This window comes from Amycolatopsis speibonae (assembly GCF_042647925.1).
Classification (GTDB): domain Bacteria; phylum Actinomycetota; class Actinomycetes; order Mycobacteriales; family Pseudonocardiaceae; genus Amycolatopsis; species Amycolatopsis speibonae.
This window is the reverse complement of sequence record NZ_JBHRWK010000038.1, coordinates 130,350-156,063: the sequence shown is the minus strand read 5'-3', so window position 1 is coordinate 156,063 and position 25,714 is coordinate 130,350. Positions and strand designations below refer to the sequence as shown.

Genomic DNA, 25,714 nt, shown 5'->3' with positions numbered 1-25,714 from the left:
CACCTTCCTCCTGCTCGTCACCGCGCCCAGGGCCACAGGTGGGTGCGGATCGAACGCACCTGCTGCTCCAGTTCCTGGAGGTCACCGAAGTGTCTGCGTTGCCAGCCGACCGTCCTGTTCCCCTGGCGTCCGGACGTGGCCTTGCGGTAGCGGTCGAACCAGTCTTCGGCCCCGGCGAGATGCTCCCGCATGACGTCCGGCGGGACGCCACGCTCGCTGAGCCAGAGCAGTTCCTGCAACCGGTTGTGGTATTCCAGGACCGCGTTCTGATTGATCGTCAATACTCCGCTCTGGTTGAACGCTCGCTTGTAGCCCTTCGGTGAGTTCCGTGTCGGTGTGACGATCTCGCTCGGAGGTGGGCCAGCAGGGAAGCGATTCGTGTCGAAGAGTTGGTTGATGTGTCCGAGTTCGTGCTCGAGGTCCAGATAACGCATGCCTGGTCGAAGCCTGAACTCGAGATCGGTCCTGATCGTCTCGCCTGCCAGCCCGACGATGCGGCGGATCGCCACCGAGGGGTCGCTCTCGACCGCGACGATCGTGAAGCCCATCGCCTCCACCCTTGCAGTCTCGGCTACGAAACCGGAGTGTTCCTCCATCCGTACCGTGCCATGGGCAATCGACTCCGGTGTCGGGTCGATGCCGGTCTTGGCGCCAGTGCCGACCTTTCGCCCGGTGGTGTCCGCGCGGCCCAGTTCCTCACCGGAGGTCCCGCCTCGGGCGTAACTGAGCACGGCGTGGCCGGCAGCGACGGCGAGAGCGGCTGCCACCGCGACGGCGGAGCCGACCGCCGGGTAGATACCGCCGCAGCCGTCGTCTCCTGTGGAGCCAAGGGTGTTGACCAGGCCACCCGTGCATCGGGCGACCGCTGTCGCGGGGGTGAGCAACAGCACGGCGAGCACGATGGTGACGAGGTGTACGGCCTTCCAGAGCGCGTTACGCATCAGCGGCCCGTCCTGTGCGGATTTCGTGGCCGGTCTTGAACTCCTGGATCTGCCGCCGTAGCCGGGTGAAGTCCACCTCCGCCCGGTCGGGGTCCTGACGCGCCTGGTGCCAGTGACACATGCCCAGGTCGAGTTGGGCTTGGTACAGGCGGGACAGTCGGCGATAGGCAAGCGGCCCACCACGCCGGAAGGCGTCGACGAGGGTACGGAAGCGGCGGGCGGGGTCGAGCAGCACCGGCAGTTCGGCGGCGGTGACCGCGTGGTGCCCACTGTTCGCCTCGTTCCGGAGTTCGGCGGCGAGCGCGGTGCTCTGGTAGCGCAGGCCGCGGCGCAGAAGCACCAGATACATCACCAGAAGCGGGCCGAGCAGCAGCAGAACCAGGAATGGCAACACGACCATGGCGAACACCGGCTCGCTGACACGGAACATCAGCGGCAGCAACGAGATCAGGCTGTTGTACAGATAGTGGCCGCAGATCGCGGTCAGCAGGCCGCAACCGATCACAGCGAGCCGTGTCCTCGGGTTCCGCACCTGCCGGGCGGCGCCGATCGCCGCACCGACCAGCGCCGAGAAGGCCACATGCATCAGCATGATCCCGACCACCTGCCGCAGCCAGTGCTGATAGACGGCGCCGCCCGTGCCAGGGGCGGACATGTACAACATGGATTCGAGGAAGTTGAACCCCAGGCCGACACTGGCACCGACGACGAGACCGGACACCAGGTCGGTGACCCAACGCCGCACCGCGACGGCGATCAGCAGCACGCCGACGCCCTTGGCCAGTTCCTCGAAGACAGGCGCTTTGACCCCGTCGATGATCGCGACGAACCTGGTGAAGCCCAGCAATTGATCGCTCAAGGAGTTGTACAGGACCGGCAGTGCCATTCCGTATCCGACGGCCACCGCCGCGCCCCAGCCGAATCCGGCGAGCAGGATCCGGAACGGCATCCGCCGATGGCGTTGCATCCGGTGCACGGCCCAGAGCGCGATCGCCGTCGTGGGCAGCGAAAGCAGCGCCGCGGACACCAAGTCCGCCCCGCTCTCGGCCCTCGCGTGGATCATCTTGATCAGGAGCGCGATCGGCGGCAGAGCACACGCGAGTGCGATCCACAACTGACTGTTCCTGTCCCGGCGCCGCAGTCGCTCACCGTCGACGGCACGGCTGGGGTGGAGTCGGTCACCGCCCAGGATCAGGCACGCAAGCAGCAGGGCACTGAGCCCGGCGTTCATGTTCGCGGAGACCATCTCCGACACCTGGTACTCCGGCCGGACGAACTGCACGGCCGCCACCACCAGATGGAAGGCGGACAGCGTGGCCTGCGCAACTGCCATGACCACCAGGGCGCGCGTCACCGGTGCGTCGGGGGTGGCGAGCCAGCGATGACGCACCGCTCGATACAGGATGATGAGCATCAGGAGCCGGATGACCACCAGGAATCCGCCGGCGAACGACCGGGACCGCGTGCTCGCCGCGGCTCCGAAGCTCTCGGAGAACGCGCCGGCCTGAATCTCCAATGCCGGCTTGGTCAGGAAAAGCAGAAACGGCACCAGAGCGAGGACGCCACCGATCACCGCGCAAATCACCAAGATCCGCCGGTGCGGATCAGGTTCGTATCCCGCCCTCTGGCCGGTGCCCCTGCCTCCGGAAGCACAGATGAGTTCCCGAGTCACGACGGACGTGCCCCTTCCGGCAACCGGGCCTGCCACGGTCGCCGGCCTCTCCCACGCCGAATGTGGCCGGTGAAGGGCCGCCCGTCGTGCACGACCCCGGCCACGCGCGCGCCCACGGCGACCAGCAACGAGGCACCACCGATCCACGAGGAAAGGGTTCCGTCCGACACCGCGTCGGCAGGCTGGGTCGCGACCGCGCCGGCGGGGTCGTAGACGACGTCCAACCGGGCGCCTTCACCAGCGGCACGGTATGACAGAGACACGTTCTCCTCGCGTTCGCCCTCGCAGGCAAGGCGATGGTCGTAGTACGTGTCCGTGGTCGTGCTCCATTGCTCCCCGTCATAGGTTCGGATCGGCACGCGACGGGTCTGGATGTCGAGCACCGTGCAGGACGTGCGGACGCCGCGTTCGGACAACGCCGCGTCGTTCACCCCCTCCCACGCCGCGAAAGCGGCGATCACCGTGGCCGCCGCACCCGCCATGACCCATCCCAGCGGCGCGGCCAGGAGAATGGAGGTCAGCCAGAGCAACAAGCCGACGCCGAGCAGGACCCCTCCCAGCACGCGCGACGAGTGCGCGCACAGCCGGGCCCCGGCCAGCGACGACGCGACCACGAGTACCGGCTGGACCACGGCGATGACCGACTGCGGCACCGGCCCACCGAGGTGAAGCCTCATGCGTTCGTCCTCCGTCCTGAAGCCGCTACGTGCGTCGGCCTTGGACTACTACCGTGGGTGATCAGTCCTGTACGTATCTCGCGCTAATCTTGAATCCGCAGGTGGAGAGGGAGTTGTTGTGGAGGTCGAGTTCGCCGTTCTCGGCGATGTTCGTGTTCGGCTCGACGGAAAGGATCTGGACATCGGGCACGCTCGCCAGCGGTCCGTGCTCGCCGTCCTGCTCTCCGAGGCAGGCCACAAAGTGACCGCTGCCCAGCTGGAAGACCGGGTGTGGGGCGAGCGAGCCCCTCGCCAAGCTCGGAACGCCCTCTACAGCTACCTCTTCCGGCTCAGGACCGCCCTGCAGGACGTCGCGGGGTTCGACATCGCTCACCGAAATGGCGGATACGTGCTGCAAGTCGACGTCGAGACCGTCGACCTGCACCTCTTCCGGCGTCTGCTCGGGCAGGCTCGCGAAGCCGCCGAAGGTCGGCGGGCGCTGACCCTGTTCGACCGCGCGTTGCGGCTCTGGCGAGGTGCGCCGTTCGACGAGCTGGACAGCCCCTGGCTGGCGGCTATGCGCGACCAGCTGCAGAAAGAGCGGTACACCGCCCAGGTCGAGCGCCACGACGTCGCACTGAACCTCGGGATGCATGCCGAACTACTGGCCGAGCTGACCACCGCGACAGCGGCGAACCCGTTCGACGAGCGACTCGCCGGTCAGCACCTGCTCGCCCTGTACAGATGCGGGCGTCGGGTGGAGGCGTTGACGCAGTACCGCACGTTCCGCGCCCGGCTCGTGGCGGAGATCGGAGTCGAGCCCGACGATCAGCTGCGACGTCTGCATCAGCAGATGCTCGCCTCGCAGGTGCCGCCTCCGCCCGCCGCCCAGCGGGCGGAGCAGGCCCAGGAGCCGGTGCCACGGCAGCTACCGGCGACGTCACCATGGTTCGTCGCCCGCACCCGTGAACTCGGTCTGTTCGACAAGGCGCGGAATGACGCCGCCGGCCTCGTTCTGGTGACGGGTACCGGAGGGTCGGGCAAGACGTCCCTGGCGCTGCACTGGGCGCATCGCGAGGCCGGGCGGTTCCCCGGCGGGCAGCTGTACGTGAACCTCCGCGGGTTCGATCGAGTGGGCAAGCCGTTGTCTCCGGCCGATGTACTGCACGGTTTCCTGGAGGCGCTGGGCGTGCCGGCAGAGCACGTCCCGGCCGGCCCGGACGCGCGGGCCGCGCTGTACCGCAGTCTGCTCGCCCGCCGGCGAGCACTGGTGCTACTGGACAACGCCTACGACGCCGACCAGGTCCGGCCTCTTCTTCCAGGTGGCGCGGATTGCCTCACGGTGATCACCAGTCGTGAGCGGGCCACCGATCTGATCACCCATGAGGGAGCCGTGCCCGTCCGCCTGACCGTGCTCGAGGAGATCGAGGCCATGTCACTTCTCGTCAGGCGGCTGGGATCCGACCGGGTGACCGCCGAACCCGACGCGGTCGCGCACCTTCTCGCGCACTCCGCCCGACTCCCGCTGGCCCTGGCCGTAGTGGCGGGTCGCGCGGTGGCCAATCCCGCCTTCCCGCTGAGCGCACTGGCCGATGAACTACGCGATGAGCGAGCGCGGCTGGACGCGTTGGACGCGGAAGGCACCGCATCGAGCGTGCGAGCGGTGTTCTCCTGGTCGTACCGCACGCTGAGCCCCGAGGCGGCCCGGCTGTTCCGGCTGCTGAGCCTGCACCCCGGCCCCGACGCGAGCCGGTTCGCCGCGGCCGCGCTGGCCGGGATCGACATGTCACGCACCCGCACTCTGCTGAACGAACTGACACGGACACACCTCGTCGACGAGCACCGCCCCGGCCGCTTCCGCTCACACGACCTGCTCCGCGTCTACGCGGCCGAACTGGCTGAGCTGGAGGACACCGACGACGAACGGAGAACCGCACTGCACCGATGTCTCGACTTCTACCTCCACACCGGATTCGCCGCCGAACGGCACCTGGCACCGCACTGGCCACCGATCGTGCTCGCCACAGCACAGGACCACGTCCCACATCTGCCCGTCAACGACTACCACCAGGCCATGCACTGGCTCACCACGGAGCACGACACCCTGCTCGCAGCGACGGCGGCAGCCGTCCGCGCAGGCCTCGACGTGCACGCCTGGCAGTTGCCCTGGGTGCACAGCACATACCTGAGCAGGCGAGGCCATCTGGTGCACCGCGCCGAGTCCCAGTGCACGGCACTAGCGGCAGCGGACCGCCTCGACGACGACTTCGCCCGAGCCACCAGCCGCCAACTACTCGGCAGGGCCGAAATCCTGCTGGGCGACCAAGACCAAGCCCTGGAGCACCTGCGGCACGCGCTCGACCTTTACACACGCCTCGGGGACACCACCGGTATGGCCATCACCCATTTCTCCCTCAGCTCTGCCTACGACCTACAGCAGTGCCACACCCGGGCACTGACGCACGCCCACCACGCACTACGGCTATGCCGCGAAGCGGGCGACCACGCATGGGAAGCATTCACGCTCACCGCCATCGGCTGGTATCACGGCAAAACAGGCCACCACGCCCAATCCCTCGCCCGCTGCAAAGAGGCCAAACCCTTACTGGACCGCATCGGAGACCGAGACGGCCGAGCCCACAACCTCCACTGCCTCGCACGCGCACACCACAACCTCGGCCAGTACACCGAAGCCGCGCAGGGCTACCGCGACTCACTCGCCCTGTTCCACGAACTAGGCAGTCCCTACCTGGAAGCAACAACTCTCGACCACCTCGGCGACGCGTTACAGGTTGCAGGCGACCACCCCGGAGCCTTCGACGCATGGACCCGCGCGCTCGAAATCCTTACCCCTCTGGCCCACCCCGACACCGTCGAGATCGAATCCAAGCTCCTCAACACCAGCGCATGTCGCCGACACCCCGCAGGTACACCACGTTCTTTGGACCCGACGTGACAATTTTGGGGCCGCGTTCGGACGACGCAACCCCCCTTTGTCGTACGTCGGCCAGTTGGAGTGTCCCGCCCGGTTCACCCAGTGTTCGTTGCTATGGTGGTGGCGCGATCCACCGTGGCCGTGAAAGTCACCGCTCGGCCTGTTTGTGACACTCTAGTGTCCAACCCACCGGGAGTACGGAATCCAAGGCATCGCGCGGAACAGCGGTCCGCACATCGATGCCTGCGGCCGGATCGTACCGGGGTTGAGCCGCCCTGGTTTCCTCATCTGGCAGGACAAGGGCGGCTCCTCCACCACGCGGTCGACGCTTCGGGAAGACCTCAATCGCCGACGTTGCGGTGGCCGAGATCGCGCAGAACGACCGGACGGATACCGCCAGTGGCGATGCTGGCCGGATTGAGAGAGTCGAGAACCATCTCGTCCCACGTGGTGTCGGTGATCCAGTCCTTCCCCATCAAGTGCGCGGTCCAGTGCAGGTACGCCGCCCAGGTCCGGATCCGTTCGACCCCGATCCGGTACCCGACGGGGACCCGCTCGCACGCGTCGTGGGGTCACGTGCCACGCGACGCGATCCTCCGGTTCAGCCAGCAGATCGTGCGGGCGTCAGGGTCGTCAACGACGCGACGGGACCCCTGGTGCGGGCGGCTGCGCCCACACCGCGCCCTCAACCGCCCGCATCACGAACCCCTGTCGATCAGTCCGGCCATACCGCATCCTCCGCCGTCCACGGCCCGAACCCGCTACCTGCACGCAAACCTACGCCCTCATTGTCAGCCGGGTCCGCGAGCGCTCACATGGCCGACTCCGGCGCTTGATCTCCGGACCGGGTGAATTTCTTTGCCTTCTCGGTGGGTGAACACGCGCCGGATTCCGGCTGATTCGTAGCGCGCTCCACGGGTCGATCCTCGGAGGTGACCTGCGACGATCCGGATTCCGCGGCGGCGCAAGACCAGGATCCCGACGTGAGCCATCGGTCGCTGCAGGCGCACGCGGGCTGCCTTACGGTCCGTTTCATGAGCATTCCCACCGAACCGATCGGCAGTATTCCGCGCCCGCGTTCTCTGCAGGAGGCCCTCGCCGAACATGCCGAAGGACGTCTGAGCGACACAGATCTGGCGGGGCTTCAGCAGCAAGCGACGGCCGATACCCTTGCCAGGTTGGAGGAACTCGGCTGCACCGTGCTGGTGGACGGCGAGCAGGGCAAGCCGAGTTTCGTGACGTACCCGCTGGCCGGCCTCGGCACCCTTGCCTCGCATGGCGCGGTCATACCCTTCGCCGATGGACACACCCGACAGTTGCCCTGTCTGACCTCGGGCCCGTTCAGGTATCAAGTTCGTGCGGAAACGTATTTGCGTGACGCTCGCCGCCACACCGACCGTCCGGTCAAGCAGGCGGTCATCGCACCTTCCGCGCTCAGCTTGCTGTATCCGGCGGAGCCCATTGACGGATACTCGCGCGAAGCTTTCTTGCGTGACCTCGCCGACGAGGCCGAAGCCGATATCCGCGGCTGCCTGACAGCCGGCGCGCACCGAGTACAGCTGGACTTCACCGAAGGGCGACTGTCGCTCAAACTCGACCCGTCCGGCGGCGTGCTCGACGACTTCATCGCCCTCAACAACGAGGTCCTCGGCCGGTTCAGCGACGACGAACGCGCCCGGCTGGGGGTGCACACCTGCCCGGGCGGTGATCACGACTCCACACACAGCCTGGACGTGGACTACGCGGACTTGCTGCCGAAGCTCTTCCGGCTGAAGGTCGGCAACTTCTACGTGCAGCTGGCGAGCGAACCCGACCCCGAGCGCGTCCTCCGGATCATCGCCGATCAGCTTCGTCCTGGGATCCGCGTGTTCGTCGGTGTCACCGATCCGATCGGTACCACCGTGGAGACGCCTGAAGAAGTGCGAGATCGGGTGCTGCTCGCGGCGCGGTACATCCCGGTGGATCAGCTCGGCACGTGCGACGACTGCGGGTTCTCGCCGTTCGCGGACGACACTTCGACATCACGCGATCTCGCCTTCGCCAAGATCGAAGCTCGGGTACAGGGAACCGCCCTGGCATCCCAAGCACTCGGCCTGTGACGGTCTGTCCGGTGCGCGCGACCCGATCGCGTGCACCGGGCACCCTGTTCGAGTCACGGCCGTGAACTCATCGGCGACCGCTTCGTTCCCGCTCGGACACGACCGTGTCGACCTTCCGTGAGCACCTATCCCCTCGCTGGCCACTATCTTAAATTCAAGTGGGCTGACTCTTCGACACGAACTGCGGAGGTTGACGATGCCTGCTCCGAACGACGACGAGGAACCCCCGTCCGGCCAAGACCGGCGGAACTTCCTGAAGGGAGCCGCCGCCGCGGCGGCCTTGGGGGTCGGCGGGGTCGCCGCCGGCGGCCTGCTGGGCGGGGAGGCGGCGCGTGCTTCGGTCGAGCAGACCGGTTTGCCGCCGATCGGCGCGGAGATCCCGTGCAGCTGCCTGGCGATCAACACCCCGTTGCAGATCAGGACTTCCTTGGTCAGTGTGGACTTCCGGGGCGGGATCAAGGTCAGGGTCGACGTCAACCCCGACGACCCGGTGAACTCGGTGCGGCTGCGGGTGGTCGGGCACCGGGTCTCCGCCGAACTTCCGGGCGGCGACGGGCAAGACCAAGGCGGGACGATCACGATCGAGCAGAACGACGTGGATGTCGACGCGAAGAGCCTGTTGCGGCTGACCCAACGATTCCCGCCGCGCTATGAGCAGGTCATGGTCCTGAGCTTCACCATGACGATCGATCAGCCCGAAAGTCTGTTGCGCCGGGCGGGGATCCGCTCCAGCAAGGCCTACGAGCCGTTGGTGCTGACCACGAAGGACCCCGCGCTGCTCGTCGGGAAACTGACCCAGTTCCCGCCGCGAGGAGACCTCTACCGGTTGCAGAATCCAGTGGACCTGGTGCTTCCGGACGATCCTGACACGATCATCGCGACCATCCAGAAGTTCCCGGTGAAGGTCGGCGGACTCTGATCGTCGACGGCCCGGTTCAGTCCAGCTGGACCGGACCGGGCCGTTCGACCAGTCCCAGCACCCTCGAGCAGCGCAAGACCGCGTCCGGCTCACCGGTGAAGGTGAGCTTGCCGGTGGCGAGCGCCTCGAACGGCCCCAGCGCCCCCGCGCCGATCCGGACGAAGGTCGTGGCATCGGTGCGGATGCACATCGCCGGTTCCGGCGCGGGACCGCGCGCGGCGGTCAGCGTGCCACGGTCGATGGCCAGGTGGAACGTCTCGTCATCGACGTGGAACTCGTAGGTCTCGGTGACGTCCGGCAACCGGCTCGCGTCGGCCATGGCCTGGACCGCCAGCAGCGCCCAATGCGGCCGGGTGATCATGTCGGCGCTGGGCTCTCCGAGCAGGGCGACACCCCATTTGGACAGGGCCAGCACCGGTTCACGCAGCCGCTCCCCCACCGGTCCGAGCCGGTACACGTGCCCGGACACGGTGTCCTCCCGTTCCACGATGCCGGCCGCGCACAGTTTCTTCAGCCGATCGGCGAGCAGGTTCGTGCCCATGCCCGGCAGATCGGCGATCAGCTCGGTGTAGCGACGGGGCCCGAGCAGCAACTCCCGCACGATGAGCAGGGTCCAGCGTTCGCCCACGGCGTCGAGCGCGGCAGCCAGCCCGCAGTACTGCCGGTACTGCCGTTCCCGGCGTACGGTGGTCGTCATCTCGCCAGAGTACTACCGGATATTCAAGTACGGCCCGAGGGCTTCCCGGAGTTTCGGCGGCACGGGGACGGGTTCCAGTCCGGCGGGGCCGCGGGTCATGCAGGCGATGGCCTGATGTCCGCGGGCGACCAGCTGGGGCACCGCGATTTCGGTCCGGAAGTAGTCGAAGGCCATGGCGACGCGGTTGCCGTCGAGCCCGGTCAGGGTCATGCGCAGCTCGACGACGTCGTTGGCGGTCAGTTCCCCGAAGTATTCGCAGCCGCAGGCGGTGGTGACCATCGCGAACCCGTCGGACAACGCGGCCAGCACGTCCGGGGCGTGCTCGGCGAGGAAGCGTTCTCGGCAATGGCCTTGCCAGCGCACGTAATGCGCGAAATAGACGTTGCCGACGAGGTTGGTCTCCTCCAGCGTGACCGGATGGCGGTGCCGGTAGAAGCGGGTCACGGCGTGCCTCGGGCGGTCAGGATGGCGAGCGCGACCGGGTGAGGACATCCGGCGACGGGTACCACTGCGGACGCGATCCGCGCGTCACCGGCGCGCAGGACGAGCCAGCCGCCGTCGTAGACGCCGGAGAACTCGACGGCCGAGGGCGGGATGTTCCGCTGTTCCAGGCACCGGCTGATGACCGAAGCCCGGGTGGCGAGGGTTTCCCGGGACTCGGCGCAAGGACCTTCCATGACGCGGAGAAGGCTCTCGTCCGACGTCACTGACCGCGGACCGACGGGCTCCCAGGCCCCTGTGGCCGGACAGTCGCCGGCGACGTCCACAGTGAACGGTTCACCGATCGTCACGCGCAACGACCGGTCGAGTCCGAGTGCGACCGCCGTTCTCGTGACCAGAATCGACAACAAGGACGACGACCACGGCCGATCATCGGGAAGCGGCCCGGAATCCGCCAGCTTCAGGCCGGTCCAGCGGACGGCGAGGCGCCCTTCGGCGTCCTCCGCCAGGACGTCCCAGAGGTAGTGGCCGTCCTCGGCATGACGTTCCACTCCGCGCAGCCGCCATGGGCCACGGGGATGCGGGGACATCTCCACGCGGTCGCAGCCGACGGGCAGCAGCCGCCGAGCCGGGACGCAGGCTTGCAGGACATGGATGGTGGCGTCGTGCGCGGCCGGGTCCCCGAGGACCGAGGTGAACCAGGGGTCTCCGTCGTCGAGGGTGACGGTGGCACGACAGGACCACGGGTCCGGCGCGGCCGCGTCGACGACCCGCCGAAACGGTCCACTCTGGAACAGCAACCGGCCGTACAGTTCGCCGGGCTCGATCCGTCCGCGATCCGGCACGAGGTCCGGCATCGGCCCGGCAGTACGGGGAGACAACGGAAACTCGGCACGGAAGTGGTCGACGTCGAAGCCGGACTCGGCGCTGCGCAGTACCGCGAAGATCGTGTCGCCGTCGCGGAGCGCGCACACGCGCAGGACGCGCTCACCGTCCGCGGGAATGACGATCGGCCGGTCGAACCGGACGCGCTCGGCCGTGGTCAGCGCCCGCCCGGCGACCGCGGACGCGGCCTGAGCCATCGCCTCCAGGCCGACTACAGCAGGGGGCAGCGTGAGCCCGTCGACACGATGCCCGTCCAGCCACGGGTCGGTTCGCGAGGACAGCGTCGCGTCCGCGACGATCTCGACCTCCGGCTGGTGAGCGCCGAGCAAGGATGGCGGACGTAGGTGTCCCGGAAGATTTCGGCCTGGCGAGTCAGCCACGCCAGCGCACCATTACTCGGGCTTGTCGGCCACAGCGCTCAGCAAGGCCCCGTCGGCCACCCGGTATGTCAGGTCGTCGCGGAGGCTCTCCCGAATCTGATGAAAATCTTCGCATGACCGGCTGATTTCTCCGGACAGCTGTTGTGGCACGAACGGCAGGTCCTGTACTTGGTCGTATATCAGGATATTTCCCTCGTCGACCAGGAGCCACTGTGATCAAGAACGTCGTCCGGACACTCATGTTTGGCGGGCTCGCACTGGCGTCCGCCGTCGTCGTAGTACCGCAGGCAGCGGCAGCGACGCCCGCAGCGCGGACCGTCGCCGACTGCATGGACATCGCAGTGGTCGAACACGACGCCGATCCGTGGATCGCCCACGACGCCTGCGACGCCGCCGAGCTCACCACCTGCTACCGGATCTTCCGCAATGCCTACGGCCGGCAACTCTGGGCGCTGGAAGCCTGCCGCGCCCGGACCGACTGACCACATCAGGTAGCGACGAACATGCGCTCGCACCGACATGAGGTCGATCTTGACCACGACGGGAACCCTTCGAACTAGACGTGCCCGACAACCTCGCAACCGCCGACGAATCCATTCCCTGGGAAAGTCACCGAGAGACGCGGACCACACGATCGGGTGTGGTCCGTACGTCGACGTCAGGGTACGTTTCCTCGGTCATCCTCAGCCGCACGAAGCAGCCCGCGACGAGCCAGGAATCGCCGGGTGGGGGACAAGATCCGCACCGACCTTGCCAAGACCGACAAACTCGCCCCCAAGGCGCCGCATACCGCGCACCGGATCTGGGAGTGGCTGGTCGATGAACACGGCGCGACGATCGCGTATCGCACGGTGTCGAAGTATGTCGCCAAACGCCGCCCGCAGATCGCACTGGAAGCCAGGAATCGGGCGAGTGTGATGGATGGTTTTGTGCCACAGACGCATTTTCCGGGCCAGGACGCCGAGGTCGACTTCGCCGAGATCTGGGTCAACGTCGGCGGCATCGACACCAAGTGCTTCCTCTTGACGCTGCGAATGTCGTTCTCCGGCAAGGCAATTCACCGCGTGTATTCGTCGCAGGGTCAGGAGGCGTTCTTCGCCGGTCATCTCGCCGCGTTCACCGAGCTGGGCGGTGTCCCTGCCGGGGAGATCCGTTACAGGACAGTGCCGTTCTCCTCGTGCTGGTCGAACGTGTCCGGGTCGGTGAAGACGCACTGGCCGGCGCCGATGCATCAGGGTACGTCCGCGACGATGCGCGTCACTTCTCGTCCCAGGTGACCGGCAGCTGGTAGAGGCCGAAGATCCGGGCGTCGTTCTTGAACGGCAGGTCGTTGACGGGTGTGGTCAGCCGGATGTCGGGCACGCGACGGAAAAGTGTGTCGAACACGATCTGCAGTTCCATGCGGGCGAGATTCTGTCCCAGGCACTGGTGGGCGCCGAAGCCGAATGCGATGTGGTGGCGGGAGCCGCGTTCGAGGTCGAATCGGTCGCCGCCGGGGAAGACGGCCGGGTCACGGTTGGCGGCTTGGTTCAGCACGATGACCCCCTCCCCCGCGCGGATGAGCTGCCCGCCGATCTCGACGTCGCTGACAGCGACGCGGGAGAGGGCGAACTCTCCGATCGAGAAGTAGCGCAGCATCTCCTCGACAGCGGCCGGGGTCTTGCCGGGGTCAGCGCGGAGCACGGCGACCTGGCCGGGATCGTCCATCAGCAGCATGGCGCCGAGGGAGATCATGTTCGCCGTGGTCTCGTGCCCGGCGACCAGCAACAGCATGGCCAGGCTGACGACATCCTCCGGCTCGGCGCCCCCCGCGAGCTGACGGCTGATCAGATCGTCCCCGGGCTCGGTGGTCTTGCCGGAAACCAGCCCGGAGACGTGGGCGTAGATCTGCCCAAGCGCGGCCTGACGGTCCTCGGGCGGGATGGTGTGCCGCAGCATGGTGGCCGTGTGGCCCTGGAAGAACTCGTGGTCGTCGTAGGGAACGCCGAGCAGGTGGCAGATGACGAGCGATGGCACGGGCAGCGACAGCTCCTGCACCAGATCAGCCGGGCGCGAGCCGGCCAGCAGCGCGTCGATGCGCTCATCGACGATCCGCTGGATCCTCGGGCGCAGCGCGGCCATCCGCCGGACGGTGAACTCGCCGGTCACCGATCCGCGTGCCCGGCCGTGCTCGGGCGGGTCCAGCGAAACCATCGTCCGCCCGACCGCGCCTCCGACCACCCGCGTACCCGGCTCGACCTGGGGGACGCCGGGATGCGTGCGGTCCGCGGTGAACCGGGGGTCGGTCAACATCGCTCGGATGTCGGCGATCCTGCTCAACGCCCAGGCGTGGTCGCCGCTGGGCAGCGTCACCCAGGCCACCGGCTCGGTCTCCTGCAGCCGGACGTGCTCGTCCGGCGGCGCGAACGGGCAGGTCCGGGCGATCGGCAGCACTGAATTCATCAACATCCATCCCATCGAGTCGAGAGCGGAGAAGTCGATCCCTTGACTGGCTGACAGTCTATGACATAGTTGTCGGTGACCGTCAAGCTCCGGGGGGAGTTAGAGTCACCCGCGATGGAACTCAGCACAGGCATTCGCGAACGCACCCGTCGTGCGATCCAGCGCGAGATCGGCGAGGCGGCGCTCGCGCTGTTCCTCGAACGCGGCTACGACAACACCACGATCGCCGACGTCGCCGCGGCCGTCGGCATGTCGCAGCGCAGCGTCTTCCGGTACTTCCGCACCAAGGAAGAGATCGTCGTCAGCAAGATGGACCTGGTCGTGGAACCGATGCAGGAGGTGCTGCGAGCGCGGCCACCCGACGAGCCGGTCTGGGTGTCGCTGCGGCGGCTGTTCTTCATGCTGGATCAGCCGGACACACCGAAGACCGCCGAGCAGACCCACCGCATAATCCTGGAGACCCCCGCACTGCTCGCCGCCTACCTGGGCAAGCTGCAACAGATGCAGGAGGCGGTGGTCGACGTCGTCTACGAACGCGCCGCGGCGATCGGCAAGCCCTACACCGTCGACGACCCGGCACCCCGCGCGCTCATGGCGGCCGCCTTCGGTTGCCTGGTCGCCGCCCAGCACTCGTGGCTGGCATCCGGCACCGGGACACTCGGCGAGGCCATCGACCGCGCAATGGCCACCCTCGCGCCGCAGGCCTAAGCACGTACCGCTCGCCCTCGGCCAGGCCGTCTCGCGTCCGCGAGAGCGGCCGCGTGCGGATCACGGTCAGTTCTGGCCGAGCTCGGGCGGTACGACCCCGACGGTCTTCGTGGTCGTGACCGGCGCCAGCGAGTCGTCGCCGTCGCAGGCGCGCATCGAGTCGTTGATCACCGATACCGTCAGCGTGCCGCTGCGCAGCCCGGCGTCGCAAGATCCCGCGGCTCCTCCTCGCAGTCACTCGTGGGCCGGGACGGTAACCGAACACCTTCGGGCCCATCCCGGGATCCTGGACACGGTGGGGTGCTTGATCACACGGCGGTGTACGACGGACAGAACGGACTTGGACGTGCGGCCGTACCGAACCCAGGCCGCCCTCTCCTCCGTGGGACGTGGACGCTCGCCCCTGGGAACCGGTGATCCAGAACCGGAACTGCTCGGGGAACCACTGGGATGGCCGCTTGATGGCGCCTCGGCGACAGTGGCACCAATTCGATGCCGGTTTGCCATGAGATCGCGAAGATCCCCCATCCAGTCCCGCATAGTCCGTGGTCGCCTGGAGGCGTACCCGTGATGCCACACGCGATCAGACCAACCCTTCATGATGGGCCGGCACCCCAGTCCACCACTTCGGGAACTGACCACTGAGCCGATGCCCACTTACACAGAAATTCCGGCTCTGGCACGGATCCGGTGGTGACGATGCGAGTCGGATTCGGTGCTGTGCCAGGGTGAGCGCGGTGCGCTGGTGATCAACTTCTTGCGACCTTTCACGGAGCCGCCTTGGCTCGGGACACACAGGACAGCGCATCCCGAAACGGTGGCGGCTTACCCGAACGGGTGAGAGCCCCGTGTCGGCGCTGGTCAGGGCAGGGTGTCACCTGGCCGCACGAGGCCGTTCTGGTAGGCGACGACGACCAGTTGGGCGCGGTCGCGGGCAGCGAGTTTCGCCATCGCGCGGTTGACGTGGGTCTTCGCGGTCAGCGGGGAGAGGTGAAGGCGCTCGGCGATGTCGTCATTGGACAGTCCATATGCGACAAGGATGACAACTTCGCGTTCGCGGGCAGTCAGCTGGTCGAGGGCGGCTGCCGGCCGGAGTACCGGTTCCGGGTGGTCGACGACGTGCTGGACGAGGCCCCGGGTTGCTTTCGGGGAAAGCAGGGCGTCGCCGGTCGCGACGACCCGGACGGCGTGGATCAGCTCGTCGGGTCCGACGTTCTTGCCGAGGAAACCGCTGGCGCCGGCCCGGACCGCATGCAGGACGTTCTCGTCGTTCTCGAAGGTGGTCAGGATCAGGATCCGCACGCCGGCGAGGTCCTCGTCGGCGGCGATGCGGCGGGTGGCCTCGATGCCGTCCACCTCAGGCATGCGGATGTCCATGAGCACGATGTCGGCGCGGCTGGTGCGGGCCAGGAACACGGCTTCGCGTCCGTTGACGGCCTCGCCGACAACCTCGAAGTCGGGCTCGGAGTCGAGGATCATCTTGTAGCCGGCGCGGATGAGTGCCTGGTCGTCGGCGAGCAGCACCCGGATGGTCACGTCGCGGCCTTCAGTGCCGGGGCGGGCAGGTTCGCGTGCACGACGAAGCGCCCGTCGGGCCGGGCCTCGGCGCCGAGGCGGCCGCCGGCGGTGGTGGCACGTTCCCGCATGCCGAGGATGCCGTAGCCGGACCGGGTGGGGATGCGGTCCGCGGCAGTGTTGTTGACGACGTCGAGGGTGAGGGCATCGGCGGTGTAGGTGATGGTCACGCTCGCCGAGCCGGTCCCGTACTTCTGAGCATTGGTGAGAGCTTCCTGCAGGATGCGGTACGCAGCGAGGTCCACCACGGCGGGCAGTTCCCTCGCCTCGCCGACCTGCTCGCGCCGGACCGTGAGACCTGCGGCGGCGAGCGCGTCGAGCATGTCGGTCAGCCGGGCCAATCCGGGCACGGGTTCGGTGGCGGAGTCCGCGTCCTCGTACTGGCGCAGGACGCCGACGATCGAGGCGAGCTCGCCGAGCACCGTGTCGCAGGCGTCTCGGATGTGGGCGAGCGCCCGGTCGGCCTGCTCGGGATGTCGCTTGAGGACGTGGCTCGCGGCACCGGCCTGCACGTTGATCACGGCGATGTGGTGGGCGACCACGTCGTGCAGTTCCCGGGCGATGCGCACCCGCTCCTGGGCAACGCGGCGGCCGGCTTCCTCCTCGCGGGTCTGCTCGGCGCGCCGGGCTCGCTCCTCGACCTCTTTGACGTACGCGCGGCGGTTCCCCACGGCGTCGCCGGCGGCGGCCGTCATGCCGAGCCAGGCCACCAGCCCCAGGCTCTGGGGAGACCACGCCGACCCCGCGCTGACGAACGCATTGGTGAGATACAGGCCGACGGTGACCGGACCGCCCACCAAGAACGCCGAGAGGCGGTCTCTCGACGCCACGGTGAACATGAGAATCCCCGCTGCGGCGAACAGCGCGAGCTGTCTGGCACCAGTGACCCCGAAGAACACTGACGCGGCAACAGCAAAGCCGGCCAGGACGAGTGGTGGCCGCCAGCGGCGGGCGGCCATCGCGAGCAGCGCGATGGCCATCGCCACGACATCACGGGTGGTGATGGACCGGTCGCCCATCCCGGCCAACTCACCGACGACACCGAAGGCCACCACGGCGCACGCCAGCGCCGCGTCATGGAGCAGCGGATGGCGAGCCATCCACTGCCGGATCGCCAGCCCGTTCATGCCGATCACTGTAACCGTCCACTGTGTTCCGAGTCGTCTTCCGACCGCAGTACCCCGAATCCGGGGGTATACAACGACCGCGGTAGTTCCAGCGGGCCGAAGTTTCCGCAACCGGACGACGCGGACGCGTCGCGGATCCAGGACCGTTGACGACATGATCGAGCTGCAAGGACTCACCAAAACCTACGGCGACAAGCGCGCCGTGGACGGCATCACCGCGAACATCCGGCCGGGTGTCGTCACCGGCTTCCTCGGCCCGAACGGGGCCGGCAAGTCCACGACGATGCGCCTGATCGTCGGCCTCGACCGGCCCGCCTCCGGAACCGCGCTGGTCAACGGACACTCCTATGTCTCCTCCCGCGCGCCGCTGGCCGAAGTCGGCGCGTTGCTCGACGCCAAGGCGGTCGACGGCGGCCGAAGCGCCCGCAATCACCTGCTCGCCCTCGGCGCGACGGTCGGCATCGGCGCGCGACGTGTCGACGACGTGCTCGCCTCGGTCGGCCTGAGCGAGGTGGCGAACAAAGCGGCGAAGTCGTTCTCCCTCGGCATGGGACAGCGCCTCGGCATCGCCGCCGCTCTGCTCGCCGACCCCGCTGTCCTGCTCCTGGACGAACCCGTCAACGGCCTCGACGTCGACGGCGTCCAGTGGATCCGCGACCTGCTCAACCAACTCGCCGGCGAGGGACGCACGGTGCTGCTGTCCTCCCACCTGATGAGCGAGATGCAGCTCGTCGCCGACCATCTCCTGGTCATCGGCCAGGGCCGCATCCTCGCTGACACCTCGATCCAGGACTTCATCGAGGAGGCCTCCAGCGGCGGCGCGGTCATCGTGGTCTCCCCCGACGCCGGCACGCTGGCGCCGCTGCTCGCCGGAGACGGCGTGTCCCTGACCACCCGCGAACCCGGCCGGTTCGAAGTCCGCGGCCAGACCGCTCCCGCGATCGGCGACATCGCGGCCGGACACGGACTCCGGATCCACGAGCTGACCCCCGTCACGGCCTCGCTCGAGTCCGCCTACCTCGAACTGACCCGCGACAGCGTCGAGTTCGCCGCGACTGTCCCGCACCAAACCGACGAAACCGACAAGGCTGCCTGATGACCACCACAATCGAAGCGTCACCTCGTCCCACCGAGACGATCACCACGCACCCCCAGACCCTCGGCCGGGCGATCCGCTCGGAATGGATCAAGATCCGCAGCCTGCGCAGCACCTGGGTCTTCCTGGCCGCCGTCATCGTCATCACGATCGGATTCGGGGCCATCGCCGCGGCAGTGTCCACCGGCACGATCACAGCCCCGCCGAACGGAGGTCCGCCGAACGGGTTCGGCGGCGGGCCCCTTTCGACCGTGCTGACCGGCTCCACCTTCGCGGTGCTTCTCATCGGCGTTCTCGGCAGCCTCGCCGGCGCCCGCGAGTACGGCTCGCGGATGATCACCGCCACCGTCGCGGCTGTGCCCCGGCGCTGGCAGGTCGTCGTCGCCAAGACAGCCGCGCTTGCCTACATCGTCGTCCCGGGCGCGCTGATCGGTGTCTTCGGCGCCTACAGCGTCGGCATGAACATCCTCTCGTCCAACGACGCCACCACCGTGTCGCTGACCGACAACGGCGTCCTGCGCTCGATCCTCGGCATGGCCGGATACATCACGGCGATCGCCTTGCTGGGACTGGGCCTGGGCATCCTGCTGCGCAGCGTCGCCGGCAGCATCGGCGCCGTGATCGGCGGCATCCTGATCCTCCCGAGCATCGCCGGGGCACTGCTCCCCGACAGCTGGGACACCATCCTGCGGTTCCTCCCCAGTTCCGCCGCCGCGTCGTTCACCACTGTGACGGCCGCCGGGAAGAGCACCCTCGACGCGGGCGCCGGCGCCGCGGTCCTCGCCGCCTGGGTCGTGGTCGTGCTCGGGGCGGCCATCCTGATGATCAACCGGCGCGACGCATGAGCCGTCGCCCTCGCCCGCCCGCGGGGCAAGCCGGTGCGCCCCGACAAGGATGGATCCGCTGCGGTTCCGGGAGGAGAACCCAAGCGGCAGGCAGCTCGATCCGTACGCAGGCACCCCGGCCGTCGGGCGGCGCCTGAAAGTGCACGGTTCCGCCGTGCGCGGCCACGGCCTCAGGTAGCGGCGGACGGTCCGCTCGCTGCCCGCGTACCCCCGAGCGGAGATCTCATTGCCGAGTTGCGCAGCGTCGATGACGCCTCGGCCCAGCGCTGGTTCAGATACGGCTTGAACGGGTCGAAGAGGTTTACTGCGGCCGACCGCCTTGCCGAGCAACTACTCAACCGTGGCGCACCGGCGAAACGCCGCAATCGCGACTCCGCCGGCTAGGACACACTGACTGCCGGGTCGCTCTCGGCCCAGGGTGCGGGAATCACTGCCCGGCGAGAGGATCTACGTCCTGTGATTTTGCCGAAATCCAGTCACTGCAACATCTTTCACAGCTGATGTTGCGACCACTTCTAGAACTCAAGCATCCTGACGACCTTCCAGCGTGACACCGATCGCCGCACAAATCGGCCGGAGCGCAAGCTGCCCACGTGGTTCGGCGCCGCCGTCAGCTGTCTTGGCGTCGAGGCAGTCGGCCCAACTGGCCTTCATCGATGCCTTCGGCCGCGAGGCAGTCACGGTAGGTGGTGATAGTGGCGAGCTTGACGCCTTCGAAGCCGCGTATGAGATCGGGCAGGCTCGCAACACGGACGGCGCGCTGGTAGCTCTGGGGAGAGAGGCTCTCGGCGAGGCCGGTGAGGACTTCGCGATAGTGCGCAACCAGGGCGCGCTCGAGCCGCCGGACGTGGGTGTACCCGAATACGTCGAACGGAGTCCCGCGCAGCCTCTTCAAGGTGGCCAAGACGCGCAGCATCCGGTGGGATCGGGGGCCGAATGCCATTTTCTTCTGTCGTCCCAGCGCGCGGAGCATGGGCGGGTGGAGCTGGAAAGCCACTCGACCGCTACCGGGGACCTCAGCGGTGGCTGCCTCGGCGAAACCGGGAGCCGTGAGGAGCCGGGCGACTTCGTACTCGTCTTTGTAGGCCGTGAGCTTGTACAGGTAGCGCGCGACTGCCTCGCTGAAGCGGGTCTCTGAAGTGACCGCACGCTCGGCGTCCCACACTCGCTGGACGAACCGGATGTAGTTCTCGGCGGTCTTCACATCCTGGAACCCCACGAGCTCGGAAGCCCGAATCTCCACGAGACGCCGGACCTCGCCTTCGAGGGTGGACCCGGCCAAGGCCGGCAGAGGGATGAGGTCTTTCGCTTGCTTCCCAGCTGGTTTGAGGAGTGGTGATCCGAATCCGGGAAACGGTGTCGTCCACGACCCATACGCCGCCTGCGACGTCGGCGACGATCTTCAGTGCGACGAGACAGCCCGACGCCCGAGACATGGCAATACCGTGCAGACCCAGAGTGACGATCTCGGACGCATTGCGCGGGAACAGCACGGTGGATCGAGGATTAGCCGGCGTCTCCCGCGTTTCTGTCGAGCTTTCCGGACGGCAGGTATGAGAGGTTGTCCACGAACTGGATCTGGGCGGGAACCATGTAGGCGGGTAGGTGGGTCCGGCAGTGGTCGCGGATTCGGGTGCTGTCGCCGCGTAGTTCGTCATCGGTGACGACGGTGGCGATGAGCCGGTGTGCGGGTCCTTCCTGGTGGGCGGTGACGAGTGCTTCGCGTACCAAGGGGATGGCGGTGATGCAGCGTTCGATTTCGCCGAGTTCGACGCGGTTGCCGTAGATCTGCACCTGGTGGTCGCGGCGGCCGGCGAAGATCAGACCGTCCGGGCCGAGTACGGCGAGATCCCCGGTGCGTAGGAGGAGTTCGCCGGAGTGCGGTCGTTGCGGGTCGGGGACGAGTGCTCGGGCGGTGGTTTCGGGGTCCTGCCAGTAGCCGTTGAACAGGCTGGCCGCGCGGAGGTACAGCTCGCCGGTCACGCCGGGCTCGGTGATCCGGGCGCCGTGGTTGTCCAGAAGCAGGAGCTCAGCGCCGGGGTAGGCGGAGCCGAGCGGGATGGCGCGCTGGGTGGCCGGGATGGGGTTGGGCACGTGACCGAAGGTGCAGCAGATCGACTCGGTCTGGCCGTACATGATCGTGAACTCCAGGCCCGGCAGCACCTTGCGGAGTCGGTCGAGTACGGGGACGAGGATTTCCTCGCCACCAGTGACGATCCGGCGCAGTTCGGTGAGTTCGGCGAGCCGGGTTCCGCAGTGGGTGAGGAGCACTTGCATGAGGGTTGGCACGCAGTGCAGTTGCTGGATCCGGTGATCGCGGAGGTATTCGAGGAGCCGGAAGGGGTGCATGGTGACCTGGCGGGGAACGAAGAAGACGGTTCCGCCGGTGCCGAGCGCGGCGACGGTGTCCAGGATGCTGAAGTCGAAGCCGAGCGGCGCTACTGAGGCCAGGCGCGGGTAGGCGTCGCAGCCGTGGGTGATCGCGCGGAGTGCCACGACAGCGGCGCGGTGGCTCATGGTGACGCCCTTGGGCGCACCGGTGGAGCCGGAGGTGAAGATGACATAGGCGACGTCGCTTTCCAGTACCAGCCGCCCGGTACGCTGACCGGCCATCGGCGGTCCGTGCAGAGTCAACGTATCCTCCTGCGCCATCGCGGACCGGCTGGCCAATTCCCGGGCGTCGACCGCGGAAAGGCTGGATCCCGGGCCGACGACGAACATCCGGGCATCGATCCGGTGGCAGATGTCCGCGATCCGGGATACGGGTTGGTCGGCATTCAACGGCACGAAGACGTAACCGGCCTCACTACAGGCGAGCAGCACGCTGACGGACTCGAAACCGGGTTCCATGCACACCGCGACGGTGTCGCCGTGCTGGAGTCCGGCATCGCGCAGAACAGTGCCGTAGGACTCGGCCGCAGCGGCCAGTTCGGCATAGGTGTGGCCGCGTCCGTGCGCGACGATCGCGGTCGCCTGCGGAACTCGGGTGGCGTGCCGCATGATGAACCTGCCAACCAGAACCGGATCCCAATCATGTGGGTATCCGGCGCCCTGCGGGCTGTGGTCGTCGGTCATGTCCGCTCACTCTCGACACTGAAGAAGTTGTCGCGGATGCGGGTGAGCGTCCGAAAGTTCTCCAGGTCGATCAGGGCGGAGTCGATCGGGATTCCGCGCAGCGTCTCGACCCGGACGAGCAGTTCGATGAAGGCTAGAGAGTCTTCGAGGACATCGTTGAGGTCGGTGTCGTCGTCGATCTCGGGAGCACGGTCGGCCAGCCAGGTCTTCAGCTCCGCAATCGTGTCCGCGGGGGCCGGGCTCACCGGACACCTGCCTTGGAGGGATGGGGCAGAGAAGTCCAGGTGACCGTCATGCGCTCGGGTCCTCGGAAGCCCATGCTGCGCGTCCATACCGGCTGTTCGTCCAGCCGGATGTCGGCGAAGTGAGCATTCATCCGATCCAGCAGTACGATGAGCTCGGCGGTGACCAGGGACAGTCCCAAGCAGTTGTGCGGCCCGGCGCCGAAGGTGACCGAACGTCCGCCGGGCCTGTCTGGCCACCACCGATCCGGTTGCTCGAACGCCTGTTCGTCCCGGTTGGCCGAGCCCAGCGCCAGCATTACCGGCATACGCCTGCCGATCCGCACGCCGCGCACCTCCAAGTCCTCGGTGGCGTATCTGAGTACGTGATGGACGGGGGGTTCCCAGCGGAGGCTTTCGGTGATCATCGCGGACGTCATCCCACTGTCTGGCCACGGGGCAGGCGGCTGCTGGGACAGGATCGCCGCGACGGTGGTGCCGAGACCGGCGATGCTGGTGCCCGTGATCGCGAGCAGGAAGAACAGCGCGGTACTGATGAACTCCGGATCGGTTCGCTCCAGGCCATTGTCCACCATGGACCCAAGCAGGGTGGAGTGTCCGGACGGGAACCGGGGGCGGATGTGCACGTCGAGCAGGTAGTCGGTGAGTTCCGCCCGTGCCGCTTGCGCGATGTCGAGGGGTCCGGGCGGGTAGTCCATAGCGTGGATCAGTGGTTGGACCAGCTGGTGCAGCCTGGGGCCGTCGTCGTTGGGCAGTCCCAGCAGGCGGGTGGCGACTCCGAAGGGGATCGGGCCGGCGACTTGCTCGGTGAAATCGACCGTGGTCGTGCCGTCCAGCCGTCCCAAGACCTCCTCGACCGTGTCGATGACCAGTGCCCTGCCGAAGTCCGTCATTGCCCGGGCGCCGAGGAATGTGGCGAACGCCCGGCGCAGGGATCGGTGCTCCTGTCCTTCGGTGTCGAGCATGGTGGGGCCGAACAGCTGCCGGATGGCCCGGAGCGGGAAGTCCGTGGTGAGCCGCTGGTCGGCGAGCAGCCGTGTCACGTCATCATGGCGCAGCACCATGAAGGCTTTTGCTCCCGGTGCCCAGTGCACCGGCTGTGTCTGCCGCAGCTCCCGGTAGGCGGGCCAGGGGGCGGCCATGAATTCCGGGTCCGAGAAGTCGATCAGATGACTCACTGCAGCGCTCCTTCGGGTAGCGAGGATGTCAGGAGATTCAGGATCGGCGGGAGGATCAGGTCTCGCTGCTCCTCGATATAGGAATGGCCCGCGGGCACGCCGGTAAGCGTGAACTCTCTCGTCGTGTACGCCCGCCATGCGGCGACATTTCCGGGGGAAACCACGGTGTCCTGGTCGCCGGCCCACGCGGAGATCGGGATGTCCAGGGGTGGCTCCTGTCCACAGTGGTAGGTGTCGAATGCCTGGAAGTCGGCCCGGATTCCCGGCAGGAGAGCCGCCACTGCCTCGGGGTGCTCCACGAGCCGTCCAGAATCCATGCCCAGCCGCAGGATGCGGTCGACCAACTGCTCATCCGATTCCGGGCCGTCGGCTTCCGCAACCACCAAATGCGGAGCCGGAGTGGATGCCACCCCCAGCATCAGCGGTCCAGGCAGACCACGCCGGGCCAACTCGAGCGCGCACTCGTACGCGACGAGCCCGCCCATGCTGTGCCCGAACAGCACGTACGGCCGGTCGAGGAAACCCTCGAGATCATCACTCACCGAGTGCGCGATCGACCGCAGATCACTGTCCAGAGGTTCTCGGAGACGCACGCCACGGCCGGGCAAGGTGATGGCCAGAACCTCCGCCGGTGCCAGGGCCTCGGGCCAACTCCGGAAAAGCTGCGCCGCGCCACCGGCGTAGGGGAAACAGATGATACGGGCGGCAGGATCGGCTGGAGTCGTGTCAAGTCGGAAGATGCTCCGGCTGATTCTTTGCATCATCCTGTCATCCCTTTCCGGTGGTCGTGGTCGGCTTGGGGCGAGGTCGGTCTGCTTCGGGGGTTTCGGATGCGCCGTCGCCTGGCGAATCGGTGTCGGCGAGAAACTGCTGGGCGACGGTCAGGGCGTTAATCACTCGGGGAAAGCCGATGTAGGGCAGGCACTGGATGAACACCTCGGCGATGTGCTCGGCTGGGATGCCGATGTGGACGGCGGCACCGATGTTGGCACGCAGTGTGGTTGGGCCGGGGTCGAGAGCTGCCAGGACCGCCAGCCTGATCAGTTGACGTTCCCGCAACGGCAGCGTCGAGCGATCGTAGATGTCGCCGTAAACGAATCCCAGGACCAATTCCGCGAAGTCCGGTGCCACCTCGCTCAGCTGCGATAACAGCGCGTCGCCGCCAGTCGGATCGACACGGTCGAAAATAGAGCGTCCGCGGACAAGACGTCGCTGCGCCGAGTCCTCCATGAGGCCTCCCACTATTTGTACTTGGCATCCGTGTCAGCGGACCGCCGCATTGCGTGACAATCGTTCGCCGGTCACCATGGAACTGTCCAGGCCGCCTTTCAGTACCGGCACTACGGGCATCCGGAGTTCGGGCAGGGACGGGTTCTTCGAGACACTCGCTCGACACGGCGCTTGCCTTTCGCGATCAGACCGCTGGTCACGGAATGGACATACTCGTCCTGAAGGGTCGCTGCGCAAGAGCTGCAATACTCGCGATGCACAGAGCATCGACCGACGGGCGCCACTCCTCGCGATAGTTGGGTTGCCCGTCGTAGGGCAGGGTGAGTAAGCGGACGTGGCGGCACGGCCAGTTTTCGGGGTCGACGTCTGTGCCGCACGCCCCGCACGCGATGCGGTAGTCGGGGTTGCCGTCCATGTCCCAGTTGACGGCAAAGTGTTCCGGTCCGTGTCCTTGGAGGAGGCTGCGTTTGGCGGCGATCTCGGCGAGCAAGCGCTGCGGGTGCCACCGAGAGCCGGCGCCGTCGTTCGTGTGCTTCATCGCGCGCACGTATGTATCGCTCGTCCTTGGCGT

25 protein-coding genes are annotated in these 25,714 nt (G+C 67.4%); 8 read left to right on the top strand and 17 right to left on the bottom strand.

Going from position 1 to position 25,714, the window contains the following annotated elements:
- Positions 1–17: 17 nt before the first annotated feature.
- The 3 genes from ACFOSH_RS24885 to ACFOSH_RS24875 form a co-directional block, all read right to left on the bottom strand.
- Positions 18–941, bottom strand: a complete 924-nt coding sequence (locus ACFOSH_RS24885) for a hypothetical protein (protein WP_378241453.1) — start codon at positions 939–941, stop codon at positions 18–20.
- Entirely contained in the window at positions 934–2,490 is a 1,557-nt protein-coding gene (locus ACFOSH_RS24880; protein ID WP_378241452.1) for a PrsW family intramembrane metalloprotease, read from the bottom strand. The genes ACFOSH_RS24885 and ACFOSH_RS24880 overlap by 8 nt, the downstream gene beginning before the upstream one ends.
- A 119-nt stretch (positions 2,491–2,609) precedes the next feature.
- The gene (locus ACFOSH_RS24875; RefSeq protein WP_378241451.1) at positions 2,610–3,290 is read right to left on the bottom strand and encodes a hypothetical protein; all 681 of its coding nucleotides are present in this window, start codon (positions 3,288–3,290) and stop codon (positions 2,610–2,612) included.
- A gap of 118 nt (positions 3,291–3,408) precedes the next feature.
- On the opposite strand from ACFOSH_RS24875, the gene ACFOSH_RS24870 reads away from it, so the two are divergent.
- Positions 3,409–6,225: an AfsR/SARP family transcriptional regulator gene (locus tag ACFOSH_RS24870; protein ID WP_378241450.1), complete on the top strand. Its 2,817-nt coding sequence runs from the start codon at positions 3,409–3,411 to the stop codon at positions 6,223–6,225.
- 320 nt (positions 6,226–6,545) lie between these two features.
- Here ACFOSH_RS24870 and ACFOSH_RS24865 read toward each other — a convergent pair whose 3' ends face one another.
- Positions 6,546–6,680 (bottom strand): hypothetical protein, encoded by a 135-nt coding sequence (locus ACFOSH_RS24865; RefSeq protein ID WP_378241449.1) that lies wholly within the window; start codon positions 6,678–6,680, stop codon positions 6,546–6,548.
- Positions 6,681–7,238: 558 nt separating this feature from the next.
- Here ACFOSH_RS24865 and ACFOSH_RS24860 point away from each other — a divergent pair.
- Entirely contained in the window at positions 7,239–8,303 is a 1,065-nt protein-coding gene (locus tag ACFOSH_RS24860; protein ID WP_378241503.1) for a cobalamin-independent methionine synthase II family protein, read from the top strand.
- Positions 8,304–8,499: 196 nt separating this feature from the next.
- Positions 8,500–9,222, top strand: coding sequence for a hypothetical protein (locus ACFOSH_RS24855; protein WP_378241448.1), 723 nt, complete (start codon positions 8,500–8,502; stop codon positions 9,220–9,222).
- A gap of 16 nt (positions 9,223–9,238) precedes the next feature.
- On the opposite strand, the gene ACFOSH_RS24850 is transcribed toward ACFOSH_RS24855, so the two are convergent.
- Genes ACFOSH_RS24850 through ACFOSH_RS24840 form a run of 3 tightly spaced genes read right to left on the bottom strand, consistent with a single transcriptional unit; the run spans position 9,239 to position 11,574 of the window.
- Complete coding sequence (locus tag ACFOSH_RS24850) at positions 9,239–9,919, bottom strand: winged helix-turn-helix transcriptional regulator (RefSeq protein WP_378241447.1); 681 nt, start codon at positions 9,917–9,919, stop codon at positions 9,239–9,241.
- A gap of 12 nt (positions 9,920–9,931) precedes the next feature.
- The gene (locus tag ACFOSH_RS24845) at positions 9,932–10,363 is read right to left on the bottom strand and encodes an acyl-CoA thioesterase (RefSeq protein ID WP_378241446.1); all 432 of its coding nucleotides are present in this window, start codon (positions 10,361–10,363) and stop codon (positions 9,932–9,934) included.
- On the bottom strand, positions 10,360–11,574 hold the full coding sequence (locus ACFOSH_RS24840; protein WP_378241445.1) for a polyketide synthase dehydratase domain-containing protein: 1,215 nt from the start codon (positions 11,572–11,574) through the stop codon (positions 10,360–10,362). Before ACFOSH_RS24840 ends, ACFOSH_RS24845 begins: the two co-directional genes overlap by 4 nt.
- 263 nt (positions 11,575–11,837) lie before the next feature.
- On the opposite strand from ACFOSH_RS24840, the gene ACFOSH_RS24835 reads away from it, so the two are divergent.
- Entirely contained in the window at positions 11,838–12,107 is a 270-nt protein-coding gene (locus ACFOSH_RS24835) for a hypothetical protein (RefSeq protein ID WP_378241444.1), read from the top strand.
- Between the two features lie 243 nt (positions 12,108–12,350).
- Positions 12,351–12,902: a hypothetical protein gene (locus ACFOSH_RS24830; protein ID WP_378241443.1), complete on the top strand. Its 552-nt coding sequence runs from the start codon at positions 12,351–12,353 to the stop codon at positions 12,900–12,902.
- On the opposite strand, the gene ACFOSH_RS24825 is transcribed toward ACFOSH_RS24830, so the two are convergent.
- Positions 12,883–14,067 carry a cytochrome P450 gene (locus ACFOSH_RS24825; RefSeq protein WP_378241442.1) on the bottom strand — a complete coding sequence of 395 codons (1,185 nt, stop codon included), beginning with the start codon at positions 14,065–14,067 and terminating at the stop codon, positions 12,883–12,885. The genes ACFOSH_RS24830 and ACFOSH_RS24825 overlap by 20 nt on opposite strands.
- A gap of 114 nt (positions 14,068–14,181) precedes the next feature.
- On the opposite strand from ACFOSH_RS24825, the gene ACFOSH_RS24820 reads away from it, so the two are divergent.
- A complete protein-coding gene (locus ACFOSH_RS24820; RefSeq protein ID WP_378241441.1) occupies positions 14,182–14,775 on the top strand; it encodes a TetR/AcrR family transcriptional regulator in 594 nt (197 codons plus the stop codon).
- Positions 14,776–15,636: 861 nt separating this feature from the next.
- On the opposite strand, the gene ACFOSH_RS24815 is transcribed toward ACFOSH_RS24820, so the two are convergent.
- Positions 15,637–16,311, bottom strand: a complete 675-nt coding sequence (locus ACFOSH_RS24815) for a response regulator transcription factor (protein ID WP_378241440.1) — start codon at positions 16,309–16,311, stop codon at positions 15,637–15,639.
- A complete protein-coding gene (locus ACFOSH_RS24810) occupies positions 16,308–17,477 on the bottom strand; it encodes a sensor histidine kinase (RefSeq protein WP_378241439.1) in 1,170 nt (389 codons plus the stop codon). The genes ACFOSH_RS24815 and ACFOSH_RS24810 overlap by 4 nt, the downstream gene beginning before the upstream one ends.
- 154 nt (positions 17,478–17,631) lie before the next feature.
- Between ACFOSH_RS24810 and ACFOSH_RS24805 the strand changes: the two genes are divergently transcribed.
- Positions 17,632–18,573, top strand: a complete 942-nt coding sequence (locus tag ACFOSH_RS24805; protein WP_378241438.1) for an ABC transporter ATP-binding protein — start codon at positions 17,632–17,634, stop codon at positions 18,571–18,573.
- Positions 18,573–19,418, top strand: a complete 846-nt coding sequence (locus ACFOSH_RS24800; RefSeq protein ID WP_378241437.1) for an ABC transporter permease — start codon at positions 18,573–18,575, stop codon at positions 19,416–19,418. Before ACFOSH_RS24805 ends, ACFOSH_RS24800 begins: the two co-directional genes overlap by 1 nt.
- A 610-nt stretch (positions 19,419–20,028) precedes the next feature.
- Here ACFOSH_RS24800 and ACFOSH_RS24795 read toward each other — a convergent pair.
- From ACFOSH_RS24795 to ACFOSH_RS24765, 7 genes are all read right to left on the bottom strand, one after another.
- Positions 20,029–20,700 carry a DUF6537 domain-containing protein gene (locus ACFOSH_RS24795; protein ID WP_378241436.1) on the bottom strand — a complete coding sequence of 224 codons (672 nt, stop codon included), beginning with the start codon at positions 20,698–20,700 and terminating at the stop codon, positions 20,029–20,031.
- 224 nt (positions 20,701–20,924) lie between these two features.
- Positions 20,925–22,493: an amino acid adenylation domain-containing protein gene (locus tag ACFOSH_RS24790; RefSeq protein ID WP_378241435.1), complete on the bottom strand. Its 1,569-nt coding sequence runs from the start codon at positions 22,491–22,493 to the stop codon at positions 20,925–20,927.
- Positions 22,490–22,738 carry a phosphopantetheine-binding protein gene (locus tag ACFOSH_RS24785; protein WP_378241434.1) on the bottom strand — a complete coding sequence of 83 codons (249 nt, stop codon included), beginning with the start codon at positions 22,736–22,738 and terminating at the stop codon, positions 22,490–22,492. Before ACFOSH_RS24785 ends, ACFOSH_RS24790 begins: the two co-directional genes overlap by 4 nt.
- Complete coding sequence (locus tag ACFOSH_RS24780) at positions 22,735–23,913, bottom strand: cytochrome P450 (protein ID WP_378241433.1); 1,179 nt, start codon at positions 23,911–23,913, stop codon at positions 22,735–22,737. Before ACFOSH_RS24780 ends, ACFOSH_RS24785 begins: the two co-directional genes overlap by 4 nt.
- Positions 23,910–24,677: a thioesterase II family protein gene (locus ACFOSH_RS24775; protein WP_378241432.1), complete on the bottom strand. Its 768-nt coding sequence runs from the start codon at positions 24,675–24,677 to the stop codon at positions 23,910–23,912. Before ACFOSH_RS24775 ends, ACFOSH_RS24780 begins: the two co-directional genes overlap by 4 nt.
- Before the next feature lie 4 nt (positions 24,678–24,681).
- On the bottom strand, positions 24,682–25,143 hold the full coding sequence (locus tag ACFOSH_RS24770) for a carboxymuconolactone decarboxylase family protein (protein ID WP_378241431.1): 462 nt from the start codon (positions 25,141–25,143) through the stop codon (positions 24,682–24,684).
- A gap of 196 nt (positions 25,144–25,339) precedes the next feature.
- Entirely contained in the window at positions 25,340–25,681 is a 342-nt protein-coding gene (locus ACFOSH_RS24765) for a DUF6221 family protein (protein ID WP_378241430.1), read from the bottom strand.
- Positions 25,682–25,714 lie beyond the last annotated feature (33 nt).